The sequence below is a fragment of the Kitasatospora sp. NPDC101801 genome, assembly GCF_044766665.1.
In the GTDB taxonomy this organism is placed as follows: domain Bacteria; phylum Actinomycetota; class Actinomycetes; order Streptomycetales; family Streptomycetaceae; genus Kitasatospora.
The window spans coordinates 139,573-163,380 of the sequence record NZ_JBIWML010000001.1 but is presented as its reverse complement, the minus strand read 5'-3'; the positions used below and the strand labels follow the sequence as shown (position 1 = coordinate 163,380).

The window sequence follows — 23,808 nt, the reverse complement described above, 5'->3', positions numbered from 1 at the left end:
GTTAGCCTAACCATATCCACTACGGTCGGGTCGCCCGCTCCAGCTCCAGCAGCACCGAGTGGTACGGGCGGCCGGTGGCGTGCTCCAGGCCGAGTTCGCACATCCGGTTCGCCGAGAGGTGGGCCGAGAACTCACGGGCCGTCACCTCGGCGGCCTCCCCGGCGGTGGCCGACTCGGTCAGCTCCCGGTGCAGCAGGCCCCGGTCGCCCGCGAAGGCGCAGCAGCCCGCGTCGTCCGGGACGACCACCTCGTCCGCGCAGGCCGCCGCGACCGCGCGGAGCTGCTCCTCGTCGCCGAGGTGGCGCATCGAGCAGGTCGGGTGCAGCACGGCCGAGCCGACCGTGCGCAGCACCGTCAGGTCCGGCAGCAGCCCGGCCGCCCAGACCACCGAGTCCAGCACCGTGAGCCCGGCGTGCAGGTCGCGGTTGGGCGCGGTGAGGTACGGGACCGCCTCGTGCGCGAGGCCGAGCGTGCAGGAGGAGGCGTCCACCACCAGCGGGAGCCGGCCGCCGCCGGTCCAGCCCCAGGCGGCCTCGACGATCCGGTTGGCCATCACGGTGTTGCCCCGGTCGTAGCCCTTGGAGTGCCAGATGGTGGCGCAGCACGTCCCGGTCAGGTCGGACGGGATCCAGACCGGCTTCCCGGCCCGGGCCGAGACCGCCACCAGCGCCTGGGGCAGGGTGGGCCCCTGATGGCCGGTCGGTTCGCCGAAGATCCGGTTGACGCAGGCGGGGTAGTAGACGGCGGCGGCGCCGGGGCGGGTGGTGGCGGGCATGGCGCGCTCGGCGGCGCCCGGGATCTCGGGCAGCCAGGCCGGCACCAGGTCGGGGCGGATCACCCGGCGGGCGGCGCCGGTCACCGACTCCAGCAGCCGGTCGCCGGTCCGCAGCCGGTCACCGATCCGTTCGGCCGCCCCGACGGCGAGCCGGGCGGAGCGCTCCACCGCCGAGAAGTGCTCGGCGAACAGGGCGGCGGTGCGCTCCTCGCGCGGCGAGTGCCGCTGGTGCCGGAACTGCCTCATCAGCGCGCCGGTGTCGATGCCGACCGGACAGGCCAGCTTGCAGGTGGAGTCGCCCGCACAGGTGTCCACCGCGTCGTAGCCGTACGCGGCCAGCAGCTCGGCCCCGACCGGGGAGTCAGCCGGCTGGCGCATCAACTCGCGCCGCAGCACGATCCGTTGGCGCGGCGTGGTGGTCAGGTCACCGCTCGGGCAGGTCGGCTCGCAGAAGCCGCACTCGATGCACGGGTCGGCGATCTGCTCCACCCGGGGGATGGTCTTGAGGCCGCGCAGGTGGGCGGCCGGGTCGCGGTCCAGCACCACCCGGGGTGCCAGGATCCCGTGCGGGTCGATCAGTTGCTTGATCCGCCACATCAACCCGGTGGCCTGCGGCCCCCATTCGAGCTCCAGGAACGGTGCGATGTTCCGGCCGGTGGCGTGCTCGGCCTTCAGCGAGCCGTCGAACCGGTGCACGGTCAGCTCGCAGAACGCGGTCATGAAGGCGGCGTACCGGTCCAGGTCGCCCCGGTCGGCCGGGTCGAAGGCGAGCAGGAAGTGCAGGTTGCCGTGCGCGGCGTGGCCGGCCACCGCAGCGTCGAAGCCGTGCTCGGCCTGCAGGGCGAGCAGCGCCTCGCAGGCGTCCGCCAGCCGGGACGGCGGGACGGCGAAGTCCTCGGTGATCAGCGTGGTGCCGGGCGGGCGGGCCGAGCCGATCGCGGTGACGAACGCCTTCCTGGCCTTCCAGTAGCCGCCGACGGTGGCCGGGTCGCGGGTGAAGGCGTTGGTCACCGAGAGGGCCGGGGTGATCAGTGGCAGCCCGGCGAGCAGCCCGGTGGCCAGCTGCTCGGCCGCCGCCAGCGCCGCCTCGTCCGGGGCGCGGAACTCCACCAGCAGCGCGGCGGTCTCCTTCGGCAGCCCGGCCCAGTCGGCCGGTACGCCCGGCACCGCCGCCGAGGCCCGCAGGGTGTTGCCGTCCATCAACTCCACCGCCAGCGCACCGGCGTCGTTGAACGCCGGGACGGCGGCGGCCGCCGCGCGCAGCGAGGGGAAGAACAGCAGCGCGGCGGAGACCAGCCGGTGCAGCGGGAGGGTGTCGAAGACCGTTTCGGCGATGAACCCGAAGGTCCCCTCCGAGCCGACCATCAGCCCGCGCAGGATCGCGGCCGGGGTCGCGGCGTCCAGGAAGGCGTCCAGTCGGTAGCCGTTGGTGTTCTTGATCTCGTACTTGGCCCGGATCCGCCGCACCAGCGCGGGGTCGGCCTCGATCTCCGCCTTGAGGGCGGACAGACCGGCGCAGAGCGCGGGTTCACGCTCCGTCAGCAGGGCGTCGGCGTCCGGGGCGGCGGTGTCCAGCACGGTGCCCGAGGGCAGCACCACGGTGAGCGAGGCGAGGGTGCGGTAGGAGTTGCGGGTGGTCCCGGCGGTCATCCCGGAGGAGTTGTTCGCCACCACCCCGCCCAGCGTGCAGGCGATCGCACTGGCCGGGTCGGGGCCGAGCACCCGGCCGTGCCGGGCCAGCGTGGCGTTGGCCCGGGCCACCGTGGTGCCGGGGCGGATCCGGGCCCGCTCGCCCTCCACCGCGATCCCCGCCCAGTGCCGCCGCACGTCCAGCAGGATGTCCTCGCCCTGCGCCTGCCCGTTCAGGCTGGTGCCCGCCGCCCGGAGCACCACGTGCCGCCCGTGCCGGTGCGCGTAGCCGAACACCGCCGACACGTCCGCCACCGACTCGGCGATCACCACCACCTGTGGCACGAACCGGTACGGGCTGGCGTCCGAGGCGTACCGCACCAGGTCGGAGACCTTGCTCAGCACCTTGCCCGGGCCGAGCAGCGCGGTCAGCCCGTCGCGCAGCCCGGCCGGGGTGCCGGTGGACCGGGCCGCCTCGACCCGGTCGTGGGCGGGCGCCGCCAGGCTGGCGGGCCGCAGGGCCTCCGGGTCCGGCTCCAGCAGCGGCATGGCGGCGACCTCTCCTCGACTCCGGCGGGTCGGCTCCGCCGGGCAGCCTCCAGCTATACCGGACCGGCCGCGGTCCGCCCAGGACCCCGGTCCCGATCGGCCGGCGGCGTCGGAGGCAGCAGCAGCGCGTCGTACTCGGGGGACTCGGGGGCGTGCCTGATCCGCCCGCCGATCACCCGGTACCCCCACCTCGGGTAGGCGCTGCGGGCCGGTTCGTTGTCGAAGATGCAGGTCAGCACCGTCCAGGTCTCGTCCCGGCCGGCCACCATCGCGTCGTGCAGCCGTCGGCCGACCCCCTGCCCGGTGTGCTCGGGCAGCACCATCAGCTCCCGGAGCCAGAACACCCGGCCGGCCTCCGCGGCGGCCCGGGCGGCGGGCGGCCGGGCCTCGCCGAGGCTGCGCCACCAGGCCCGGTCGGCGGGCAGGGTGACCCCGTGCACCAGGCCGAGCAGCTCGCCGGACCGGCGGGCGGTGACGGTCTCGAAACCCGTCATCTCCAGGGCGTCGTGCAGGCGTTCGGCGAACGAGTCGACCGAGAAGAACGGGTCCCCGGCGTACGGCGGGACGTCGTAGACCACCCGGTAGAGCGCCACCAGGTCGTCGAACACCTCCTTCGCCGCCGGGCCCGGGTAGCGGGTCAGCTCGAGGTCGGTCACGGGAGTCTCTCCTCGGGGTCGGACGGATCTGCGGGCCGGTCAGGCCGTGTGCGCGGTCAACTGCTCGGCAGTGTGCCGGACTTCGGGGATCAGGTGGTGCGGGCCGAGGCCGTCCCGGACCAGCTCCAGCTGCCGGCGGTTCCTGCTGGAGGTCATCCCGCCCTGGATCAGCCGCAGCGACTCCTGGGCGGCGGCCACCGTACGGTCCAGGTCGCGGTCCCGCAGGGCCGCGTAGGACAGCCGGGCCAGGCACATCCCGCGGTTCCTCGAGTGCTCGATGTCCTGCAGCTCGGCGGAGCGCTCCAGCAGCCGGACCGAGCGCTTGAACTGGCCGAGGTCCAGCCGGCACATGCCCTCCAGGCAGGTCAGCTCGGCCTCGTTGAGGAAGGCCACCCAGTCCGGGTCGCGGTCGCCGGTGCCCTGGGCGAACAGCTGCCAGGCCCGCTTGACCGCCGTCGAGCAGGCCAGTTCGTTGCCCATCCGGGCGTAGCCCTGGGCCTCCCGGACCGCCAGCAGGGCGGACACCCGGGGCGGTGCCTGCCAGCGGGCGGCGTGGCCCTGGGCGACCCGGGCGAACCGGACCGCCTCCCTGGGCTTGCCCAGGTCGACGCTCTGCCGGGCCATGTTGGACAGCGTCCGGGTGGCGAGCACGTCGTTGCCCGCCAGCATGGCGGTGTTGAGGGCCTCGGAGAAGTACACCCTGGCCTCGGCCTGCTGGTCCGCGTCGTAGCAGAACCAGCCGAGCGAGGTGGTCAGTTCACCGGCCAGGCCCTGGAGTTCCAGGCCGACCTCGTCCGGGTAGCTGCCCTGGTCGATCAGGTGGTGCACCCAGGACAGGTGCGAGCGCGCCGAGCGCCACAGCCGGTCGCCGCCGAACCGCTGGTCGATCGCGTCCAGGTCCAGTGCGGTGGCCCGCAGACCCTCGATCTCCTCGTGGCCGACCCGGAGTCGGCGGCGACCGGAGTCGCCCGGGGCGAGCCAGGGCAGCCCGAGGGCGGCGGCGCCGGTGGCGAGTGCTTCGCGACGGTTCACAGGCGGGATCATGACCGGTTCGGCGGCCGCCGGTCCACTCGGCCCGGCGCAGCGGCCGCCCGGCGGGCGGAATCCCAGGTACTCCGGGCCCCGGTCGAAGGCGGCCCGCAGGGCGGTGGCGTAGTCGGGCCGGGGCCAGGGCGGCGCCGGGGTCTCCCAGCGCCGGTACGTGCGGACGCTGACCGTGAAAGTGGTGTCCCGCAGCTCGGTGCGGCCGGCGCAGCTGATCCCCTCGGCCGCCCGTTCCTGGGAGAACCAGCCCTTGGACACCCGGGCGGCGTAGAGGTGTTCGTTGCCGGGCGCGCTCATGCATGACCCCCCTGACGGTTCGTTACCGCGCCCACGCTAGGGGGATCACCGGGTGCGCCGCCCGGTTCCGCCGGAAAAGTCCACCTCGCAGGTGACCCGGCCGGCCGGCCGATGGCCGCTGGATGGCCGCTCGGCGTCCTGGCCGGGCCGGTCCCGGGACGGAACCCTGAGCGGAGCACGCGCGAGACCCGCCGTCGATCCCGAGCCCCCGGAGCGAGACACATGATGGCCAGCACGCAGGCGGGGCGACAGCTCCGCGAGTGGGAGACGGTCTGGGTGGCCGCGCCGGCCTCGGTCGGTCCGGCCCGCCGACAGGTCCGCGCCGTCCTGGCCGAACGGGGTTGGCCGGCCGACCGTCTGGACGATCTGCTGCTGATCTGCTCGGAGCTGGTGACCAACGCCGTCCGGCACGCCGGCGACCCCGGTGGGGAGGTGCGGATCCGGCTGTTGGAGACCGGGGACGCCTGCCGGATCGAGGTCACGGACACCCGGCCGGACCTCCCGCTGCCCGGTCTGCCGACGGTCCGGGACGAGGGCGGCCGGGGCCTGCTGCTGGTCCGCTCGCTGGCCGCCGACTTCGGTGTCGCCGGGCACCCGGGCCGGGGCAAGACGGTGTGGGCCGTGGTTCGCCGAAACCAGTGCCGGGCCCGGCCCTAGGGGCTGTGGTCGAACTCCCGTCGTCGCCCGGAGGGCGGCCCTGTGGCATCCGGTGCGTGCGCTCGGCGTGCTGTGCGGGAGCCCGCGTACTGGGTCGTACCTGGGCTTTCGTCCGGTGCGGTGAGCGTGCGTGCCGGGCGTCGTGGGGCAGGCGGGAGTCTGACGAAAGCGCTAGGCCCGCAGGTGCGCCAGCACGGACGCCATCGCCCGCTCCACCGCGAGGACCGACTCCGGGGTGTGGTCCAGGACTTCGAAGCCGTGTCGGCCGTGCGGCACCTCGACCGTCTCGACCTGCACCCCGGCGTCGGCGGCGGCGGTCCGGAACTCCTCGACGGTGGCCGCGATCTCGGGCGACTCCAGGCCCGCCCGGGTCAGCACCACCGGCAGCCCGCCCGCGCCGGCCACCGCCGCCGTCGGGGCGAAGTGCGGGTCCACGCCGACACCCCAGCTCGGCAGCGGCGCGAGCACCGGGTAGGTGGCGGCCAGGCAGCGCAGCCAGGACGGCGGCGCGGCCAGCCAGTCGGTGGTGAGCAGGCCGCCACCGGAGAAGAACCAGACCGCGATCCGGTCCGGGTCCACCCGGGGATCGGCCCGGACCAGTTCGACGGCCACCGCGACGTCCTCGGCCGCCCGGCCGTAGTCGGCCAGCCCGTACAGGCGGTGATCGACCGTCACCCCGACCACGCCCTGGCTCGCGGCGTACCGGCCGTAGCCGACGTACTGCGGCCAGTCGCGCGGGGTGGGCCGCAGGTCGGCGGTGATCGGGCCGCCGTGCACGAACACGATCGCCGGGTGCGGGCCCTCCCCCTCCGGCAGGTGGAGGTCGACCCGGTCCAGCCGCTCGCGCGCCCCCTCGGGCAGGTCGAGCAGGAACGGGCGCAGGAACACCGGCAGTTCCTCGGCCGGCGGGGTGATCCGGTGGCCCTGGCCGGCGGCGGCCCGGAGCAGCGTCTCGGCCAGCTCGGCCGGGGCGGAGAGCATCGGCCAGTGCCCGGTGGCCAGTTCGAAGAAGCCCACCTCGGGGCGGGCCAGCACCCGGAACTGCGGCGGCCCCGAGGCGACCAGCATCTCGACCACCGCGATGCTCAGCCCGCCCGCCGTGCAGATGATCCCGGTGGTCGGCACGGCGGCCAGCGCGCCGGTCAGCGCGAGCGGCCGGGTCAGGGTGCCCCGGGGCTGCGGCGCGGCCAGCCCGGTCAGCCGGTCCAGCGCGGCGGGGGAGAGGCCCTCGACGCTGCCCCAGCGCTGCCACTCCTCGGCGGTCGGCGGGGCGATCCCCCAGCCGGTGCCGGTCGGCTGCAGCAGTTCCTCGCGCACCGCCGGGTCGGCGATCAGGGCGAGTGCCGGGTCGCCGTCCTGCGGCAGGCCGGCGTCCAGGTAGACGATCCGGGCGATCCGCTCCGCTCGGCGGTCGGCGGCGCCCAGCACCGGGTGGATGCCGTAGCCGTGACCGACGATCACCAGCTCCGGGTCGGTCACCCCGTCGATCAGCCTCACCAGGTCCGCGACGTGCGTCTCCAGGTCGGTGTCCGGCCCGGCCTCGTCGCGGCGGTCGCCCAGACCGGTCAGGGTGGCCGGGTGGACCTCGGCGCCCGACGCGGTCAGACGCTCCGTCACCTCCTGCCACACCAGGCCACCGGTGAAGCTCTCCGCCACCAGAATGAAGGCCGTCATGACTGTCTCCTCCTACCGTTCGGTCCGCGCCCCGGTCGGCTGCGCTGATCCGTACGGTAGGAGCTCCCCCTGAGGGAGATTCAAGGGATGACATCCTTGGGGGCATGTGGAGCATCGGAGAACTCGCCGAGCGCGCGGGGGCCACGGTCAAGACCGTTCGCTACTACTCGGACCAGGGGCTGCTGCCCGAGGCCGCGCGCAGCAGCGGCGGCCACCGCAGGTACGGGCCCGAGGCACTGGAGCGGCTCGGGCTGATCCGCTCGCTGCGCACCCTGGACCTGCCGGTCGCCGAGGTCACCCGGGTGCTGGAGCGGGAGGAGGTGCTGGAGGACGTGATCGCCGGGCAGCTCCGCGAGCTCGGCTCGCAGCTGACCGCGCTGCGCTGGCGGGAGGCCGCGCTCCAGCTGCTCCGGGACTGCGCCGGCCAGGAGCGGGCCGACCGGCTGCGGCTGATCGGTGCGATCGGCACCTCGCCGAACACCGAGGTGCTGGCCAGGTTCTGGCGCCGGCTGCTGCCGCTGCGGATGCCGGCCGGGCTGGTCTCCTCGATCCTCGACGAGGCGGTCCCGCAGCCGCCGGCCGATCCGACCCCGGACCAGGTGCTGGCGTTCGCCCGACTGCACGCGCTCGCCGACGAGTTCTGCCGCAACGACTGCCGCCCGGCGCCGCCGGCCGAGGAGGGCTACCGCCCGGCGGTGTTCTACCAAGGGCTCGGCGAGGCGTACGCGCTGGCCCGGACGGACCTGTTGGCGTTCCGGCCGCCGGGGGACGAGGCGTTGGACTGCTTCGTCGCCGCCCACGCCGACTCGCGCGGGCTGCGCGACACCCCCGCCTTCCGCCGGGAGCTCAGCGCCGGACCGGCGCAGGGCGCCGACCCGGTGATGGTCCGTTACTGGAAGCTGACCGCCGAGGTGTCCCGCGCACCGGAGCCGACCATGGGCGCCACCCACCACTGGTTGCAGACCGCCCTCGACCAGCGGCTCGGGCAGACCGGGGACGCCTGATCGCAGCAGTACCGGTGGGCGGCTGTCAGTGCCCGGTGCCAGGCTCGGAACTGCTCGGCCGACCGGCTGGGCGACCGTCGGCACCGTACGGAAGAGAGCCCTGCTCCCATGGCAAAGATGATCTTCGTCAACCTCCCGGTCAAGAACCTCGACAAGTCGATCGAGTTCTTCGAGGCGGTCGGGTACTCGTTCAACCCGCAGTTCACCGACGAGACCGCCTCCTGCATGGTGATCAGCGACACCATCTTCGCGATGCTGCTCACCGAGGCCCGGTTCGCCGACTTCACCAAGAAGCCGATCGTCGACGCGACCGCCGGCACCGAGGTCATCACGGCGCTCAGCGCGGACAGCCGGGCCGAGGTGGACGAGCTGGTCGACAAGGCGATCGCGGCCGGCGCCGGAGCCGTCAACGACCCGATGGACCTGGGCTTCATGTACAGCCGCAGCTTCCAGGACCTGGACGGCCACCAGTGGGAGTACGTCTGGATGGACCAGGCGGCGATGGCGGAGCAGGCGCAGTCCTGACGGTCGCCGTCACCCGTCCTGCCGTCTGCGGTGGCGTCAGGTTCCGGTCCGGCCAAGGGTGGGGGTACCTGTACGCCGACTCGGGAGGCCCGGGAGCTTGTCCGCGACCGCAGTAGCCGAAACAGCCAAGGCGCCGCCCGCCCTGAGCCGCCGTCAGACCAACGTGGTCTTCGCCACCATCGTGCTCGGCATGCTGATGGCCGCGCTGGACCAGACGATCGTCTCCACCGCGCTGCCGACCATCGTGGCCGACCTGGGCGGCGGCGGGCACATGGCCTGGGTGGTGACGGCCTACCTGCTGGCCGAGACGGTGGCCACCGTGCTGGTCGGCAAGTTCGGCGACCTGTTCGGCCGGAAGATCGTCTTCCAGCTGAGCGCGGTGATCTTCATCGTCGGCTCGGTCGTCTCGGGCGCGGCGAACGGGATGATGCTGCTGATCATCGGCCGCGCGGTGCAGGGCATCGGCGGCGGCGGGCTGATGGTCACCGCGATGGCCCTGATCGCGGACGTCATCCCGCTCCGCGAGCGGGGCAAGTACCAGGGCGCGCTCGGCGCGGTCTTCGGCGTCACCACGGTGGTCGGCCCGACCCTGGGCGGGCTGTTCACCGACCACGCGTCCTGGCGCTGGTGCTTCTACGTCAACGTCCCGATCGCGATCGTGATGGTGGCGATGGCGGCCTCGACCATCCCCGCCGTCAAGGCCGCCGTCCGGCCGGTGATCGACTACGCCGGCATCGTGCTGGTGGCGCTCGGCGCCTCCGGTCTGGTGCTCGGCCTGGAGTGGGGCGGCAACGAGTACGCCTGGGGCTCGCCGGTGATCATCGGGCTGTTCGTCGGCTCGGTGCTGCTGCTGGTGGGCTTCGTGGTGGTGGAGCTCCGGGCCAAGGAACCGATGCTCCCGATGCACCTGTTCCGGAACTCGGTCTTCACGGTCTGCTCGGTCCTCAGCTTCATCGTCGGCTTCGCGATGCTCGGCGCGATGACCTACCTGCCCACCTACCTGCAGTTCGTGGACGGGGTCTCGGCCACCATGTCCGGGGTGCGGACGCTGCCGATGGTGGTCGGGCTGCTCGGCACCTCGATGCTGTCCGGCATCGTGGTCAGCCGCACAGGCCGGTACCGGATCTTCCCGATCCTGGGCACCGGTGTGATGGCGGTCGGGCTCTGGCTGATGTCCACCATGGGCCCGGACACCGGGGTCTGGCTGGAGTCGCTGTACATGTTCGTGTTCGGCCTGGGCATCGGGCTGGCCATGCAGGTGCTCACCATCGCGGTGCAGAACACCGTGCCGTACCACGAACTGGGCACCGCCACCTCGGGCGTGACCTTCTTCCGGACGCTCGGCAGCTCGTTCGGCACCGCCGTGTTCGGCACCCTGTTCAGCAACCAGCTGACGCCCAGTCTGGCCAAGGCGGCGGCCGAGCAGCCGAGCGTGCCGCCCGGTGCGGCGGCCAGCCCGGCCGGGCTCGACGCGCTGACGCCCGATCAGGCGGCGCCGTTCATCACCGCGTACGCCGACACCGTCAACTACGTGTTCCAGTGGGTGGTCCCGGTGGCCGTGGTCGGCTTCCTGGTGGCCTGGTTCCTCAAGGAGGTCCCGCTGCGGGACAGTGCCCGGGCGGCCGCCTCCGACCTCGGTGAGGGCTTCGGCGCCCCGGACACCGCCGACGCGGACAAGCAGCTGGAGCGGGCGCTGGCGAACCTGCTGCGCAAGGCCAAGGGCCGGCCGGGGGTGGGCCGGCAGATCCTGGCCGACTCCGGCAGCGGCCTGCCGCCCGCCTCGGCCTGGGCGCTCGGCCAGATCTACTGGCGCGGCCGGTTCGCGGGCGGTGCGGACGTGGCGTCCATCGCCGTCGCCCACCACCTGCCGGGGGAGGTGCTGGAGCCGGCCTTCGACCGGGTGGTGCAGAGCGGCCACGCCACCACGGCGGACGGCCGGTTCGACCTCACCCCGGCCGGCCAGGCCGAGGTGGACCGGCTCTCCGAGGCCTGGCGCCGCTGGCTCGGCCACCACCTGGACGACTGGGACGTCACCGACCCGGCCGACCGGGCCAGCCTGGACCGGGCGGTCGAGTCGATCGCCGCCCGGCTGTTCGAGGAGGAGCAGGAGCACGCCTCGGTCTGACCCCCGGGCCGGGGCCGCTCACTCGTAGCGGTACAGCAGCGCCTCGCGCTCGTTCTGCTCGATCATCTCGATGGTCAGCGAGGGGTCGCGCAGGTGGGAGAGGGTCACCTCGGCCGAACTGGGGGCCGCGTCCGGGGCGAGCCACTGCTCGGGCTTCCAGGCCGCGCCGCGCAGGAACGCCTTCGGGCAGTGGCCGTAGACCTCCTCGACGCCGACGATCACCGCGCTGCGCGGCGGCTTGCCGACGGCGGTGAGCTGGGCGAGCAGCTGCGGGTCGGCGGAGACGCAGGCCCGGCCGTTGACCCGCAGGGTGCTGTCCCGGCCGGGGATCACGAAGAGCAGGCCGGCCTTCCCGGTGGCGATGATGCTGTGCAGGCTGTCCAGCCGCTTGTTGCCGGTGGCGTCGGGGATGGCCAGGGTGTGGTCGTCGAGCACCGAGACGAAGCCGGGCGGCCCGCCGCGCGGGGTGACGTCGCAGCTCCCGTCCGGCCCGGTGCTGGCCAGCAGGACCAGCGAGGAGCAGCCGATCAGGCGCCGGGCCGCCTCGTGCAGGTGGTCCACCTGCTTGCGCCGGGCGTGCTCGCCCGGCTGCTCGTACAGCTCGCGCAGCCGGTCGGGGTCGGTCAGGGCTTCGGTCCGCAGTGCCTCGAAGGCGGTTGGTGTGGTCACGTACCGGCACGCTAGCCGAACATCCGGCCTGAAGGGCAGGCCCTAGGACGACGGCCAGCGCGGGCCGGTCTCGGGGTCGGTCGCCCAGACGTACTGGGTGTCCGGGGTGACGGTCATGCCGTAGTCGTAGACGCCGGGTCTCCCGTGCTGCTCCCAGGCGGTCCGGGCGGCCGTCAGTTCCCGGCCGAGCCGGCGTGGCCCGCCCTGGCTCAGCGTCCCGTCGGGGGTGACGGTGGCCCAGGAGTCGCGGTTGTCGTGCAGCCGTACCGTGACACCGTCGGGGGCGGTGCCGATCCGGACGTCGGGGAGGGCCACCCGGAGGGCGAACAGCAGGTGCCAGTCGGTGCGCAGCGGTTCGACCACCGGGAGGAGCTCGGGCTCGGCCGCCGGCCGCGCGCCGGCCCGGATCTCCTCGAAGTCGCTTTCGGTGTGCGCCGGTTCGGCCCGGGAGGCCATGAACTTGGCCAGGCCCTGCATCCAGCCGGTGGCGGATCGGTGGTCCGCCGCGACCGTCAGTGCGACGTGGCCCAGCCGCCCCCAGGGGGTGACGATCCGGCCGCCGGGGCGGCACTGGGCGACCCAGGCCCAGGGCACCCGGTCCACCGCGTAGGTGGCGATCACCCGGTCGAAGGGGGCGGCGTCCGGCGCGCCCGCGGTGCCGTCACCGACCCGGACCTCCACCTGAGCCGCCGTCAGCCGTCTTCGGGCGGCCGCCGCGATGGCGTCGTCCCACTCGATGCTGACCACCCGCCCCGGGCCGACCCGTTCGGTGGTCAGGGCGGCGTTCCAGCCGGTGCCGGTGCCCAGCTCCAGCACCCGGTGACCCGGTTCCAGCAGGGCGGAGTCCAGCATGTCGACCACCACCGCCTGGCAGGACAGGCTGGAGCTCGGCAGTCCGGCGGTCACCTGGGTCACCGCCGCCGCGTTCGGGTCGCCGTAGACCAGGTCGGCCCAGCCCCGGCGGTCCGCCGTCCCGTCCACCGGCCGGTACGCCCGTCCGTCCCACCGGTACAGCACCGTCGGGGCGAACCCCTCGCGCGGCACGGCGGCCACCGCCGCCCGCAGCCAGGGCGACCGCTCGGGCCAGGCGCCGGCCCGCTCCATCTGTGCGTCGAGCGAAGCCTGCGCCTCGCCAGGAACGACCGAAACCACGAGTTCCCGACCCTACTTCTTGTGCTTGCCGTCACCGGGCGGCGGCAGCGGTACCTGACCGTCCGAATTACCGGGCGGCGGTGTGCCCTCACCCGGGTCGGCCGGTGGCTTCTCGTGCTTCCCGTCACCCATGGTGCCCCCCAACCGATCGCCAACCGCCTTGTGCGGTTGGAGTGTTCATGATGCACCGGGCGGCCGGGCCCCGGTAGGGCGCATTCGGGTGGTGCGCCCGGAGCGTGGTTGACCCCCCACCTGAAGGAGTGAAAGCCCGGTCTCATTCCCCCCACCGGAGCAGGGTCGGCGGGAGCGCCGGCCGTCCGGCCGGCGGGGCTGCGGTCACCGGCCGCCGACCTTGAGAGCGCAGGGTGGCGCTGGTAGTTTCCCGGCAAAGAAAGGGCCGAAAGCCGATGAAGCCGATCGACGACCGGGTCAGCGAGCTGGGCGAGGGTCCGGTCTGGGACGTCCGGACCGAGAGCCTGCGCTGGGTGGACATTCCCGGTGGGCTGGTGCACGACTCCGACGGCAGTTCGCAGCAGTTGCCCGCACCGGTGACCGCCGTACTGCCCACCACCACCGGCTGGGCGACCGTCCGGCAGGACCGGGTGGAGCAGGGCGGCCACGTCGTCCCGGTGCCGCTCGGTGCGGCCGACCGGTGCAACGACGCGAAGACCGACCCGGCCGGCCGGATCTGGGTCGGGACCATGGCCAGAGGTGAAGTCACCCGCAGGGCAGGCCTGTTCAGGATCGACGGCGAGAGCGTCAGCGAGCAGGTGGGTGGCGCCTCGATCTCCAACGGGCTGGGCTGGAGCCCGGACGGCCGGCTGATGTACTGGGCCGACACCCCGACCGGCCGGATCGACGTGTTCGACTTCGACCCGGCCGACGGCAGCATCCGTGGCCGGCGCCGGTTCGCGGCCACCGAGCTGCCGGACGGGCTGACGGTGGACGCCGAGGGCGCGGTCTGGGTGGCCCGCTGGGGCAGCGGGGTACTCCACCGCTACACCCCCGACGGCACGCTGGACACCGTGCTGCCGGTCGGCGTCTCGCACCCGACCAGCTGCGCGTTCGGCGGCCCGGACCTGCGCACCCTGTACGTCACCACCGCCCGGAAGCCGACGGCGGACGGTCAGTTCTCCCGCCACGGCGGCCAGTTGCACGCCACCCGGCTGCCGGTGCCGGGTCTGCCGGCCACCCCGGCGGTATTCCCGGCAGCGACGACCTGACGGAGTGAACCAGGACACAGCGAGCACCCCTCCCGGCCCCCTTGCGTGCCGTGGCAGAATGACGGCAGTAGTAGTAGTGACGTTCAGCGCACTCCGGGGTCGGTGAAAATCCGAACCGGCGGTTACAGTCCGCGACCCGTCCGCAGCCAGCGGGCGGTTGACCAGGTGAAATTCCTGGACCGACGGTTAAAGTCCGGATGGGAGGCGTGCGCGGGCGAGTGGTTTCTCAGCGGTGCCACGGCTCTCCCCGAAGAGCCGTGAGTCGGGCGAGAGCTCTCTTTGGTGAGGGCTCCTCCTGGGCACCCGTCTGGTCGCCGTTCGTCGTGTCAGCTCCCATGCCGCCCCGGAGTCCGCGCTCTCAGCGCGAGGAGAACCCGGGTGTTCACCGGCATCATCGAAGAGCTCGGCGAGGTCGTCTCCATCGAGGAGATCGGCGACTCGTCGCGGATCCGCCTGCGTGGCCCCGTGGTCTGTTCCGACGCCGGCCACGGCGACTCCATCGCGGTCAACGGCGTCTGCCTGACCGTCGTCGACACCCCTGACCAACTGGCCTCCGCCACCGGCGAGTTCAGCGCCGACGTGATGGCCGAGACGCTGCACAGGTCCAGCCTGGGCGTGCTCGCCCCCGGCTCCCGGGTCAACCTGGAGCGGGCGATGGCGCTCGGCGCCCGGCTCGGCGGCCACCTGGTCCAGGGCCATGTGGACGCCACCGGGACGCTGCTCTCCCGCGAGCCCGGCGACCTGGACGCGGACGGCCTGCCGCGCTGGGAGGTGCTGCGCTTCTCGCTCCCGCAGTCCATCACCCGGTACCTGGTGGAGAAGGGCTCGATCACGGTGGACGGCGTCAGCCTCACGGTGGTCGACGCCGCGATCGACAGCTTCAGCGTCAGCCTCATCCCGGCCACGCTGGCCCTCACCACCCTCGGCACCAAGGCGGTCGGCGACCCGGTCAACCTCGAGGTGGACGTGCTGGCCAAGTACGTCGAGCGGCTGCTCGACACCCGCACCCTGCCCGACACCCTCGGCAAGGACCTCTCGTGAACTGGCTCAACGAGACCGCGTTCTCGATATTCGGCCAGGCGGTCAAGTGGACCGACATGGTGGGCAACCTGCTCGGCCTGGCCGCGCTCGCGCTCGGCTGGCGCCGCTCGACGTGGAGCTGGCCGGTCCAGCTGCTGTCCGCCGTGGTGCTGATCGGCGCCTACCTGTCGGCTCACCTGACCGGGCTGATCGGCAAGCAGGGCGTCGTGATCGTCGCCGCGGTCTGGGGCTGGACCCAGTGGCAGCGCGGCCGGCGCTCCACCGGTGAGATCGAGGTCCGGTTCGCCACCGCCCGGGAGCGGGCCGCGCTGATCGGCGGCACCGCGCTGGCCACCGTCGCGGTGGCCGGGATCTTCCTGGCCTACCCCTCGCTCTCCTGGAGCCCGTGGGCCGACGCCTACATCTTCGTCGGCACGCTGGCGGCGATGGTGGCCCAGGCCAGGGGCTGGGTCGAGTTCTGGTTCGCCTGGATCGCCGTCGACCTGGTCGGCGTCCCGCTCGCCTTCGCCAGCGGCTACACCTTCTCCGGTCTCACCTACGCCATCTACTTCGTGCTGGTGCTGCTCGGCCTGCGCGCCTGGTGGCTGCGCACCCGCACCCCTCGTCCCGCCAAGGCGGCCGTCCTGCAGGGAGTTTCGGCATGACCATCCAGCCCGAATCCGACATCCGTCAGCTGATCGACGACGCCTTCGCGCTCGACCCGGTCGAGCGGGCGATCGCCGACATCGCGCTCGGCCGCCCGGTCATCGTGGTGGACGACGAGGACCGCGAGAACGAGGGCGACATCATCTTCGCCGCCTCGGCCGCCACCCCGGAGCTGATGGCCTTCACCATCCGCTACACCTCCGGCGTGATCTGCGTGCCGATGACCGGCGAGGAGCTGGACCGGCTCAAGCTGCCCCCGATGACCGCCGTCAACGAGGACCGCAAGGGCACCGCCTACGCCGTCTCGGTGGACGCCAAGGACGGCGTGGACACCGGCATCTCGGCCGCCGACCGGGCCCGCACGGTCAAGCTGCTGGCCACCGCGGCCACCGAGCCGGGCGACCTGACCCGCCCCGGCCACGTCTTCCCGCTGCGGGCGGTGGAGGGCGGCGTGCTGGTCCGCCCCGGCCACACCGAGGCCGCCGTCGACCTGGCCCGGCTGGCCGGGCTTCCCGCGGCCGGCGCGATCGCCGAGGTGGTCAACGACGACGGCTCCATGGCCCGGCTGCCCGAGCTGGTCGCGTTCGCCCGCGAGCACCGGCTGGCGATCATCTCGATCGAGGACCTGATCGCCTACCGGCGCCGCACCGAGCTGCACGTGACCCGCGCCGCCGTCACCCGACTCCCCACCGTGCACGGCGAGTTCACCGCCGTCGGGTACCGGGGCACGCTGGACGGGGTGGAGCACATCGCGCTGGTCGCGGGCGGCCTCGGCGCGGACGGCAAGCTGCCGTCCGGCGAAGACGTGCTGGTCCGGCTGCACTCCGAGTGCCTGACCGGCGACGTGTTCGGCTCGCAGCGCTGCGACTGCGGCCCGCAGCTGCAGACCGCGCTGGCCCAGGTCGCCGCGGCCGGCCGGGGCGTGGTGCTCTACCTGCGCGGCCACGAGGGCCGGGGCATCGGCCTGACCCACAAGCTGCGCGCGTACGAGCTCCAGGAGCAGGGCCGGGACACCGTGGACGCCAACCTGGAGCTCGGCCTGCCCGCCGACGCCCGGGACTACAGCATCGGCGCCCACATCCTCACCGACCTCGGGGTGCACACCCTCACGCTGCTCACCAACAACCCGGACAAGATCGCGGCGCTGACCGAGCACGGCATCAAGGTGACGGACCGTCGCCCGGTCGAGATCGAGCCCGGCGAGCACAACGCGGTCTACCTGCGCACCAAGCGCGACCGGATGGGCCACGAGCTCCCGTGGCTCGACCAGAACTCCTGACACCCTTTCCGTACGCACCTTTTCGACAGACAGGAAGAACGACGTGAGCGGCCACGGAGCCCCCGAGCTGACCCTGAAGAACTGCGCCGACCTGCGGGTCGCGGTGATCGCCGCACAGTGGCACCAGCAGGTGATGGACGGCCTGCTGGACGGCGCGCACCGCGCACTCAAGGAGCTCGGGATCGAGGAGCCCACCATCGTCCGGGTGCCCGGCACCTTCGAGCTGCCGGTGGCCGCCAAGCAGCTCGCGGACCGGGGCTACGACGCCGTGGTGGCGCTCGGCGTGGTGATCCGCGGCGGCACCCCGCACTTCGACTACGTCTGCCAGGGTGCCACCCTCGGCCTCACCCAGGTCAGCGTGGACACCGGGGTCCCGGTCGGCTTCGGCGTGCTGACCTGCGACAACGAGCAGCAGGCGCTGGACCGCGCGGGCCTGCCCGGCTCGGCCGAGGACAAGGGCCACGAGGCGGTCACCGCCGCCGTGGCCACCGCCGCCGCGCTCCGCTCGGTCTCCGAGCCCTGGCGCTAGCAGCGTTCGGTCCCGGATCGTGGCGTCCAAAGGACTGTCCACGGTCCGGGACCGTTTACCGTCGTGATGCCTGCAAGCCGTAAGGTGAGCCCATCATGGCTTCGAAGACATTCGAGGAGCTGTTCACCGAGCTCCAGCAGAAGGCCGCCACCGGCGACCCCTCGTCCTCCCGTACCGCGCAGCTCGTCCAGCAGGGCGTGCATGCCATCGGCAAGAAGGTCGTCGAGGAGGCCGCCGAGGTCTGGATGGCCGCCGAGTACCAGTCGGAGGAGGAGACGGCCGAGGAGATCTCCCAGCTCCTCTACCACCTCCAGGTGATGATGGTCGCCCGCGGGCTGACGCTCGACGACGTCTACAAGTACCTCTGAACCCCGCCCTCCCGCTCACCCCGTTCACCACCACAGCGAAGGATTCACCTCTCATGCTGCGCATCGCCGTCCCCAACAAGGGTTCGCTCTCGGGTCCCGCGGCGGAGATGCTCCATGAGGCCGGGTACCGGCAGCGCAAGGACCCCAAGGAACTGGTGCTGGTCGACCCGGAGAACCAGGTCGAGTTCTTCTTCCTGCGCCCGCGCGACATCGCGGTGTACGTCGGCTCCGGGCGGCTCGACATCGGGATCACCGGCCGCGACCTGCTGCTCGACTCGGCGTCCAACGCCGAGGAGGTGCTCGCGCTCGGCTTCGGCGGCTCGACCTTCCGGTTCGCCCGGCCGGTCGGCTTCGAGGTCGGGGACGTCGCGGGCCTGGAGGGGCTGCGGATCGCCACCTCCTACACCGGCCTGGTCGAGCAGCACCTGGCCGAGCAGGGCGTGAAGGCCACCGTCACCAAGCTGGACGGCGCGGTGGAGACCGCGGTGCAGCTCGGCGTCGCCGACGTGATCGCCGACGTGGTGGAGACCGGCACCAGCCTGCGGAACGCGGGCCTGGAGATCTTCGGCGAGCCGATCCTGGTCTCGGACGCGGTGGTGATCCGGCCCAAGGGCGCCGGCGAGGACGCCGGGGTCGAGCAGTTCCTGCGTCGGCTCCAGGGCGTGCTGGTGGCCCGCAGGTACGTGCTGATGGACTACGACATCCGCGCCGAGCACGTCTCCGCGGCGGTCGCCCTGACGCCCGGCCTGGAGTCGCCGACCGTCTCGCCGCTGCACACCGAGGGCTGGGTCGCGGTCCGCTCGATGGTGCTCCGCAAGGAGGCCCAGCGGATCATGGACGACCTCTGGAGCATCGGCGCCCGCGCCATCCTGGTCACCAACATCCACGCCTGCCGGCTCTGACGGGTCATCGGGGCGGGGCCGGTACTGCCGGCTCCGCCCCGCTTTCGCGTTCCTGAGACCCCGCCGTTCGGAGAGCCACCGTGTCCCACCCCGTCGAACTGCCCGTCACCTGGGCACCGCGCCGCAACCGTGCCGTGCTGGCCGGGATCTGCGGCCTGCTGCTGGTGCTGTTCACCGTGCTGGCGTTCGCGCTGCCGTCGAACTGGCAGGTCAACGACCGGGTGGCGATCTTCGTCAGCGGGCTGCTGTTCTCGGCGGTCGGCCTGCTGCTGGCCCGCCCCCGGGTGAGCGCCGACGCCGAGGGCGTCACGGTGGTCAACTTCGTCCGGCGGCACCGGCTGAGCTGGCCGCAGATCGTCCGGGTGAACTTCCGTCAGGGCGACCCCTGGGTGATGCTCGACCTCGCCGACGGCACCTCGCTGGCCGCCGTCGGCATCCAGCCGGCGGGCGGACGGGAGCAGGCCGTCCGGGCCGCCCGGGCGCTGCGCGACCTGGTCGAGGACCACAGTGCGGCGCAGAACTGAACGGCGTGGCGCGGAAGCGGGGGGCCGAACAGGTTCCTTATCCTCGTACGGATATCGTTTACGCTGGTAAAGCCGGGGCAAAGCCCCATCCCACTCACCCACGACCAGAGGAGTGACTCCCCACCTCGATGGACGATCCGTCCGGTAGTACCCGCGCCGCCTCGCATCCGGTCATCGGAAGGCAGGCGGCACTGTGATCACCGCCTGGCTGCTGCTGCTCGCGGCCGTGCTGCTCATCCTCGCCAACGGCCTCTTCGTGGCCGCGGAGTTCGCCCTCGTCACGGTGGACCGCGGAGCCGTCGAACGTGCCGTCGCCACCGGCGACCGCAAGGCCGAGAGCGTCCTGAAGGCGCTCCGCCAGCTCTCCTTCCAGCTCTCCGGTGCCCAGCTCGGCATCACCGTCACCTCCCTGGTGGTCGGCATGCTGGCCTCGCCGGCCCTCTCCGTGCTGCTCAGCCCGGTCTTCACCGCCGTCGGGGTGCCGGTCGCGGCCGCGCACGGCGTGTCGGTCGCCGTCGGCATGCTGCTGGCCACCGTGTTCCAGATGGTGGTCGGCGAACTGGTGCCGAAGAACTGGGCGATCTCGCACCCGATCCAGGTCGCGTACGCGGTGGTCGGCCCGCAGCGGCTGTTCTCGGCCGCCTGTCGTCCGCTGATCAGCTTCCTGAACGGCTCGGCCGACCGGATGGTCCGGGCCCTCGGCATCGAGCCGCAGGAGGAGCTCGGCCACGCCCGTACCCCGGCCGAACTGGTCTCGCTGGCCCGGCACTCCGCGAAGGAGGGTGCGATAGACGAACAGTCCGCGACCCTCTTCGTGAAGACCCTCAGCCTGGCCGACCTGACCGCCGAGAGCGTGATGACCCCCCGGGTCGACGTGACCGCCCTCCAGCGGGACGCCACCGCCTCGGACGTTCTCAACCTGACCCGGGCCACCGGCTTCTCCCGGTTCCCGGTCTACGCCGACAACCTGGACGAGGTGACCGGCACGGTCACCCTGAAGGACGCCCTGGCGGTGCCGGCCGAGCGCCGCTCGCACACCAGGGTGGCCCAACTCGCCACCGCCGCCCTGCTGGTGCCCGAGACGCTGCCCGCCGAACTGCTGCTGGACCAGCTCCGCCGCGAACAGCCGATGGCGATCGTGGTGGACGAGTACGGTGGCACGGCCGGGGTGGTCACCATCGAGGACATCGTCGAGGAGATCGTCGGCGAGGTGCAGGACGAGCACGACCAGGCCGACGTCCCCGAGCTGCGGCAGCTGCCGCCGAAGGACGGCCTGCCGGTCTGGGAGGCCGACGGCCGGGCCCGGACCGACCAGCTGGAGGCGATCGGCCTGCACGCCCCCGACGGGCCGTACGAGACGCTCGGCGGCCTGCTCGCCGACCTGCTCGGCAAGCTGCCCGCGCCGGGTGAGCAGGCGTCACTTCCGGGCTGGCGACTCACCGTGCTGGGCGTCGAACGCCACCGGACCAGCCGGGTGCTGGTCGAGCGGGTCGACCGGCACACCCCCACCGAGGACGAGGACCGATGACCGCGCTCCAACTGGCCGCCTCGCTGTTGCTGCTGCTCGGCAACGGCTTCTTCGTCGGCGCCGAGTTCGCGGTGATCTCGGTCCGGCGCAGCCAGATCGAGCCGCTCGCGGAGGCCGGCAACAAGCGGGCCCGCACCGTGCTGCACGCGCTGTCCAACGTCTCCGCGATGCTGGCGGCCGCCCAGCTCGGCATCACGGTCTGCTCGCTGCTGCTCGGCGCGCTGGCCGAACCGACCATCGCGCACCTGCTGGAGGGCCCGTTCGAGGCCCTCGGCGTACCGGACCAGCTGGTCCACCCGATCGGCTACGTGCTGGCGCTGGCCCTGGTGGTCTTCCTGCACATGGTGGTCGGCGAGATGGTCCCGAAGAACATCGCGCTGGCCGGCCCCGAGAAGGCCGCGCTCTGGCTCGGCCCGCCGCTGGACCGGCTGGCCCGCTGGCTGAGCCCGGTGATCCGGTTCCTGAACGCCTTCGCCAACAGCCTGCTCCGGCTGGTCAAGGTGGAGCCCAAGGACGAGGTCGAGTCGGTCTTCACCACCGAGCAGCTGCTCTACCTGCTGACCGACTCCAAGGAGGCCGGTCTGCTCGACCAGGGCCGCCAGGAGCGGCTGGAGGACGCGCTGGAGCTGGGCGGCCGCCCGATCACCGACGTGCTGCTGCCCGCCGACCAGCTGGTCACGGTCGGCAGCAAGGTGACCGCCGCCGAGATCGAGGAGCTCGCGGTGCGGACCGGGTTCTCCCGGTTCCCGGTGGTCGACGGGGAGGGCGTGGTGCTGGGCTACCTGCACGTCAAGGACGTGCTGGACGTCGAGGACCGGGACGCCCCGATGCCGGCCAGGCTCTGGCGCCCGGTGACGGTGCTGCGCGGCAACCTGCCGCTGGACGACGCGCTGGGGGCGATGCGGCGGGCCGCCTCGCACCTGGCGGCCGTGGTGGACCAGGACGGCAAGCCGCTGGGCCTGGTCGCGCTGGAGGACGTCCTGGAGGAGCTGGTCGGCGAGATGCACGACCCGGACCACCGGCTGGTGTAGCCCGTCCCGTCGTGCCGACCCGGGTGGTCCGCAACGATGTGCCGGCCGGGGCCCGGCGGCCCGCCGCCCTTCGGGCAGTGGGCCGCCGGGCCCCGGTCAGGTCCTGCCGTCGATGAGTTCGCCGTACGCCTGGACCAGGTCGGGGAGCCGGAGGGTGGCCAGGTCCTCCCGGGACGGGGTGCCGGGGAGGGCGGACAGCCGCAGGTCGCGGTAGGCGCAGGACTTCTCGTACAGGGTGCGGATGAAGCGTCCGTTGCCGAGGTTGTCGATCCAGCCCTCGCGGACCACGTGGGCACAGATGCTGGCCAGCTCGTCGGAGGCGTCCCGGTCCCAGTCGTCGCCGCCGCCGGAGGCCAGCGTGCGGCCGATCGCGGTCAGCTCGGAGGGGCGGTAGCTGGGGAAGTCCACCCGGGTGGTGAAGCGGGAGTTGAGGCCGGGGTTGGTGGCCAGCAGCCGGTTCATCCCCTCGGGGTAGCCGGCCAGGATCACCACCAGCCGGTCCCGGTTGTCCTCGGCGCGCTTGAGCAGCACCTGGAGCGCCTCGTCGCCGTACGCGTCGCCCTTGCTGTAGCCGGAGTTGGAGAGGCTGTACGCCTCGTCGATGAACAGCACCCCGTCCAGCGCGGAGTCGATCAGCTCGTTCGCCTTGACCGCCGTCTGGCCGAGGAACTCGCCGACCAGGTCGGCCCGTTGGGCCTCCACCAGGTGGTCGCCGGAGAGCAGCCCGAGGGCGTGGAAGACCTGGCCGAGGATCCGGGCCACCGTGGTCTTGCCGGTGCCGGAGGGGCCGGAGAAGACGAAGTGCCGCTTCGGCGGCTGCACCGGCAGCTCCTGGTCGGCCCGCAGTCTGGACATCCGCAACTGCGCGGACAGCGCCCGGACCTGACGCTTGACCGGCTCCAGGCCGACCATCTGCTCCAGCTCGGCGAGCGCGACGTCCAGGCTCTGCGGGCCGTGCCACCGGGGGCCGGTGCGGTCGGCCGGGCCGACGGTGGCCGGGGCCTCGGCCCGGACCGGCAGCGGGGTGCGCTCGGGGGCCTTCGCCGGGGGTGCGGCCGGGGTCTCCTCGGGTTCGAAGAACGGGACGAAGTCCTCGTCGGGCATCGGGAGTTCACCACCGCTGTCGTCCACCGGGACCAGCACGTCGAGCACCCCGTCCTCGGTGGCGATGGCGGCCAGCCGGGCGGCGGTGTCCATGAAGCCGGGGTCGGCCCGGTGCACCGCGCGGTAGAGCGGGAGGGCGGCGGCGCTGCGCCCGGAGCCCTCGTAGGCGCGGGCCAGCCAGTACCGCAGCTCCTTGCGCTGCGGCTGCTCGGACCGGCAGCGGGCCAGCGAGGCGGCCAGCGGGTGCTGGGCCTGGGCGCACATGTCGAGCCGGACCCGGGCCATCCCGGCGAACAGTCCGGCCTCGATGCCGAGCAGCTGGTCGTCGAGCAACTGGTCGGTGTCCCGGATGAGTTGCTCCCAGTCCTTGAGCAGGTAGGAGCGGCAGGCGTGCAAGAAGCGGACCGAGGGGTCCTGCTCGGGGTCCGGGCAGCCGGCCAGTGCGGTGTCCAGCTCGGCCAGGTGCCGGCCGTCCAGCCAGTGCGAGGCGTGCGCGAGCGCGAGGTCGCGACCGTCCTCCAGTACCGGCTGGACCCACCAGCCGAGCCAGAACCAGGAGCTCAGCGGTCTGCGGTGCTTGGCCCGCTGCTCGCCGAAACGTTTCTGGTGGCGGTGCATCGCGAGCAGGGCGCCCGAGGTGTCGCAGCGCAGCGCGTGCAGGCCGAGCCAGGCGTCGGCCATCCCCGGGTCGAGCTCGACCGCGGTGCGGAACTCCTCCTCCGCGCGGGCGTACGACCCGGCCGCGTAGGCGTCCATGCCGCGCAGCCAGGCACGGTCGGCCAGCCGCTCGGGTCCCGCCGTACCGGAACTGTCCACTGTCACTCAGCCCCCCGCCGTGTGCACCGAAGGCACCCCCTGTCAGGAATCGTACCGGGGGT

At 73.0% G+C, this 23,808-nt stretch carries 21 protein-coding genes and 1 riboswitch; of the genes, 14 read left to right on the top strand and 7 right to left on the bottom strand.

Annotated features, from left to right (window positions below):
- Positions 1–19 precede the first annotated feature (19 nt).
- From ACIRPK_RS00695 to ACIRPK_RS00685, 3 genes are read right to left on the bottom strand one after another with little or no spacing between them, the layout of a single operon-like run.
- Positions 20–2,953, bottom strand: a complete 2,934-nt coding sequence (locus ACIRPK_RS00695) for an FAD-binding and (Fe-S)-binding domain-containing protein (RefSeq protein WP_403030923.1) — start codon at positions 2,951–2,953, stop codon at positions 20–22.
- 53 nt (positions 2,954–3,006) lie between these two features.
- Positions 3,007–3,609, bottom strand: a complete 603-nt coding sequence (locus ACIRPK_RS00690) for a GNAT family N-acetyltransferase (protein WP_403030920.1) — start codon at positions 3,607–3,609, stop codon at positions 3,007–3,009.
- 39 nt (positions 3,610–3,648) lie between these two features.
- On the bottom strand, positions 3,649–4,950 hold the full coding sequence (locus tag ACIRPK_RS00685) for a hypothetical protein (protein ID WP_403030918.1): 1,302 nt from the start codon (positions 4,948–4,950) through the stop codon (positions 3,649–3,651).
- 222 nt (positions 4,951–5,172) lie between these two features.
- Here ACIRPK_RS00685 and ACIRPK_RS00680 point away from each other — a divergent pair, with 222 nt between their 5' ends.
- Positions 5,173–5,607: an ATP-binding protein gene (locus ACIRPK_RS00680; protein ID WP_403030915.1), complete on the top strand. Its 435-nt coding sequence runs from the start codon at positions 5,173–5,175 to the stop codon at positions 5,605–5,607.
- A gap of 171 nt (positions 5,608–5,778) precedes the next feature.
- Here the strand turns inward: ACIRPK_RS00680 and ACIRPK_RS00675 are convergent, their stop codons facing one another.
- Positions 5,779–7,281, bottom strand: a complete 1,503-nt coding sequence (locus tag ACIRPK_RS00675; RefSeq protein WP_403030912.1) for an alpha/beta hydrolase — start codon at positions 7,279–7,281, stop codon at positions 5,779–5,781.
- A 104-nt stretch (positions 7,282–7,385) separates the two neighbouring features.
- On the opposite strand from ACIRPK_RS00675, the gene ACIRPK_RS00670 reads away from it, so the two are divergent.
- From ACIRPK_RS00670 to ACIRPK_RS00660, 3 genes are all read left to right on the top strand, one after another.
- Positions 7,386–8,285, top strand: coding sequence for a MerR family transcriptional regulator (locus ACIRPK_RS00670; RefSeq protein WP_403030909.1), 900 nt, complete (start codon positions 7,386–7,388; stop codon positions 8,283–8,285).
- Between the two features lie 108 nt (positions 8,286–8,393).
- Positions 8,394–8,810: a VOC family protein gene (locus ACIRPK_RS00665; RefSeq protein ID WP_403030906.1), complete on the top strand. Its 417-nt coding sequence runs from the start codon at positions 8,394–8,396 to the stop codon at positions 8,808–8,810.
- A 97-nt stretch (positions 8,811–8,907) separates the two neighbouring features.
- Entirely contained in the window at positions 8,908–10,935 is a 2,028-nt protein-coding gene (locus tag ACIRPK_RS00660) for an MDR family MFS transporter (protein WP_403030903.1), read from the top strand.
- A gap of 18 nt (positions 10,936–10,953) precedes the next feature.
- Here ACIRPK_RS00660 and ACIRPK_RS00655 read toward each other — a convergent pair whose 3' ends face one another.
- Positions 10,954–11,604, bottom strand: a complete 651-nt coding sequence (locus tag ACIRPK_RS00655) for an MSMEG_1061 family FMN-dependent PPOX-type flavoprotein (RefSeq protein ID WP_403030900.1) — start codon at positions 11,602–11,604, stop codon at positions 10,954–10,956.
- Between the two features lie 42 nt (positions 11,605–11,646).
- Positions 11,647–12,756 carry a methyltransferase domain-containing protein gene (locus ACIRPK_RS00650; protein WP_403030897.1) on the bottom strand — a complete coding sequence of 370 codons (1,110 nt, stop codon included), beginning with the start codon at positions 12,754–12,756 and terminating at the stop codon, positions 11,647–11,649.
- 407 nt (positions 12,757–13,163) lie between these two features.
- Between ACIRPK_RS00650 and ACIRPK_RS00645 the strand changes: the two genes are divergently transcribed.
- From ACIRPK_RS00645 to ACIRPK_RS00600, 10 genes are all read left to right on the top strand, one after another.
- On the top strand, positions 13,164–13,979 hold the full coding sequence (locus tag ACIRPK_RS00645; RefSeq protein WP_403030894.1) for an SMP-30/gluconolactonase/LRE family protein: 816 nt from the start codon (positions 13,164–13,166) through the stop codon (positions 13,977–13,979).
- Positions 13,980–14,064: 85 nt separating this feature from the next.
- A riboswitch (FMN riboswitch) is annotated at positions 14,065–14,192 on the top strand.
- A 165-nt stretch (positions 14,193–14,357) separates the two neighbouring features.
- On the top strand, positions 14,358–15,020 hold the full coding sequence (locus ACIRPK_RS00640) for a riboflavin synthase (protein WP_403030891.1): 663 nt from the start codon (positions 14,358–14,360) through the stop codon (positions 15,018–15,020).
- Entirely contained in the window at positions 15,017–15,664 is a 648-nt protein-coding gene (locus ACIRPK_RS00635; RefSeq protein WP_403030888.1) for a nicotinamide riboside transporter PnuC, read from the top strand. Before ACIRPK_RS00640 ends, ACIRPK_RS00635 begins: the two co-directional genes overlap by 4 nt.
- Complete coding sequence (locus ACIRPK_RS00630) at positions 15,661–16,944, top strand: bifunctional 3,4-dihydroxy-2-butanone-4-phosphate synthase/GTP cyclohydrolase II (RefSeq protein ID WP_403030885.1); 1,284 nt, start codon at positions 15,661–15,663, stop codon at positions 16,942–16,944. Before ACIRPK_RS00635 ends, ACIRPK_RS00630 begins: the two co-directional genes overlap by 4 nt.
- A gap of 43 nt (positions 16,945–16,987) precedes the next feature.
- Positions 16,988–17,473 carry a 6,7-dimethyl-8-ribityllumazine synthase gene (gene ribH, locus ACIRPK_RS00625; protein ID WP_057238189.1) on the top strand — a complete coding sequence of 162 codons (486 nt, stop codon included), beginning with the start codon at positions 16,988–16,990 and terminating at the stop codon, positions 17,471–17,473.
- Between the two features lie 95 nt (positions 17,474–17,568).
- Positions 17,569–17,841 (top strand): phosphoribosyl-ATP diphosphatase, encoded by a 273-nt coding sequence (locus ACIRPK_RS00620; RefSeq protein ID WP_057238187.1) that lies wholly within the window; start codon positions 17,569–17,571, stop codon positions 17,839–17,841.
- 53 nt (positions 17,842–17,894) lie between these two features.
- Complete coding sequence (hisG, locus tag ACIRPK_RS00615) at positions 17,895–18,743, top strand: ATP phosphoribosyltransferase (RefSeq protein WP_057238185.1); 849 nt, start codon at positions 17,895–17,897, stop codon at positions 18,741–18,743.
- 80 nt (positions 18,744–18,823) lie between these two features.
- Positions 18,824–19,267 carry a PH domain-containing protein gene (locus tag ACIRPK_RS00610; protein WP_403030881.1) on the top strand — a complete coding sequence of 148 codons (444 nt, stop codon included), beginning with the start codon at positions 18,824–18,826 and terminating at the stop codon, positions 19,265–19,267.
- A gap of 193 nt (positions 19,268–19,460) precedes the next feature.
- Positions 19,461–20,795, top strand: coding sequence for a hemolysin family protein (locus ACIRPK_RS00605; protein ID WP_403030878.1), 1,335 nt, complete (start codon positions 19,461–19,463; stop codon positions 20,793–20,795).
- The gene (locus ACIRPK_RS00600) at positions 20,792–21,826 is read left to right on the top strand and encodes a hemolysin family protein (protein WP_403030875.1); all 1,035 of its coding nucleotides are present in this window, start codon (positions 20,792–20,794) and stop codon (positions 21,824–21,826) included. Before ACIRPK_RS00605 ends, ACIRPK_RS00600 begins: the two co-directional genes overlap by 4 nt.
- 96 nt (positions 21,827–21,922) lie before the next feature.
- Here ACIRPK_RS00600 and ACIRPK_RS00595 read toward each other — a convergent pair whose 3' ends face one another.
- Entirely contained in the window at positions 21,923–23,686 is a 1,764-nt protein-coding gene (locus tag ACIRPK_RS00595; protein ID WP_403032681.1) for an AAA family ATPase, read from the bottom strand.
- Positions 23,687–23,808 lie beyond the last annotated feature (122 nt).

What these genes read in the sequence shown, in the direction of transcription:
- ACIRPK_RS00695 (WP_403030923.1), bottom strand. Translation starts at nt 2,953, where the DNA reads ATGCCGCTGCTGGAGCCGGACCCGGAGGCCCTGCGGCCCGCCAGCCTG.
- ACIRPK_RS00685 (WP_403030918.1), bottom strand. Translation starts at nt 4,950, where the DNA reads ATGAGCGCGCCCGGCAACGAACACCTCTACGCCGCCCGGGTGTCCAAG.
- ACIRPK_RS00680 (WP_403030915.1), top strand. Translation starts at nt 5,173, where the DNA reads ATGATGGCCAGCACGCAGGCGGGGCGACAGCTCCGCGAGTGGGAGACG.
- ACIRPK_RS00675 (WP_403030912.1), bottom strand. Translation starts at nt 7,281, where the DNA reads ATGACGGCCTTCATTCTGGTGGCGGAGAGCTTCACCGGTGGCCTGGTG.
- ACIRPK_RS00670 (WP_403030909.1), top strand. Translation starts at nt 7,386, where the DNA reads ATGTGGAGCATCGGAGAACTCGCCGAGCGCGCGGGGGCCACGGTCAAG.
- ACIRPK_RS00665 (WP_403030906.1), top strand. Translation starts at nt 8,394, where the DNA reads ATGGCAAAGATGATCTTCGTCAACCTCCCGGTCAAGAACCTCGACAAG.
- ACIRPK_RS00645 (WP_403030894.1), top strand. Translation starts at nt 13,164, where the DNA reads ATGAAGCCGATCGACGACCGGGTCAGCGAGCTGGGCGAGGGTCCGGTC.
- ACIRPK_RS00630 (WP_403030885.1), top strand. Translation starts at nt 15,661, where the DNA reads ATGACCATCCAGCCCGAATCCGACATCCGTCAGCTGATCGACGACGCC.
- ACIRPK_RS00620 (WP_057238187.1), top strand. Translation starts at nt 17,569, where the DNA reads ATGGCTTCGAAGACATTCGAGGAGCTGTTCACCGAGCTCCAGCAGAAG.
- hisG (WP_057238185.1), top strand. Translation starts at nt 17,895, where the DNA reads ATGCTGCGCATCGCCGTCCCCAACAAGGGTTCGCTCTCGGGTCCCGCG.
- ACIRPK_RS00600 (WP_403030875.1), top strand. Translation starts at nt 20,792, where the DNA reads ATGACCGCGCTCCAACTGGCCGCCTCGCTGTTGCTGCTGCTCGGCAAC.
- ACIRPK_RS00595 (WP_403032681.1), bottom strand. Translation starts at nt 23,686, where the DNA reads ATGGACGCCTACGCGGCCGGGTCGTACGCCCGCGCGGAGGAGGAGTTC.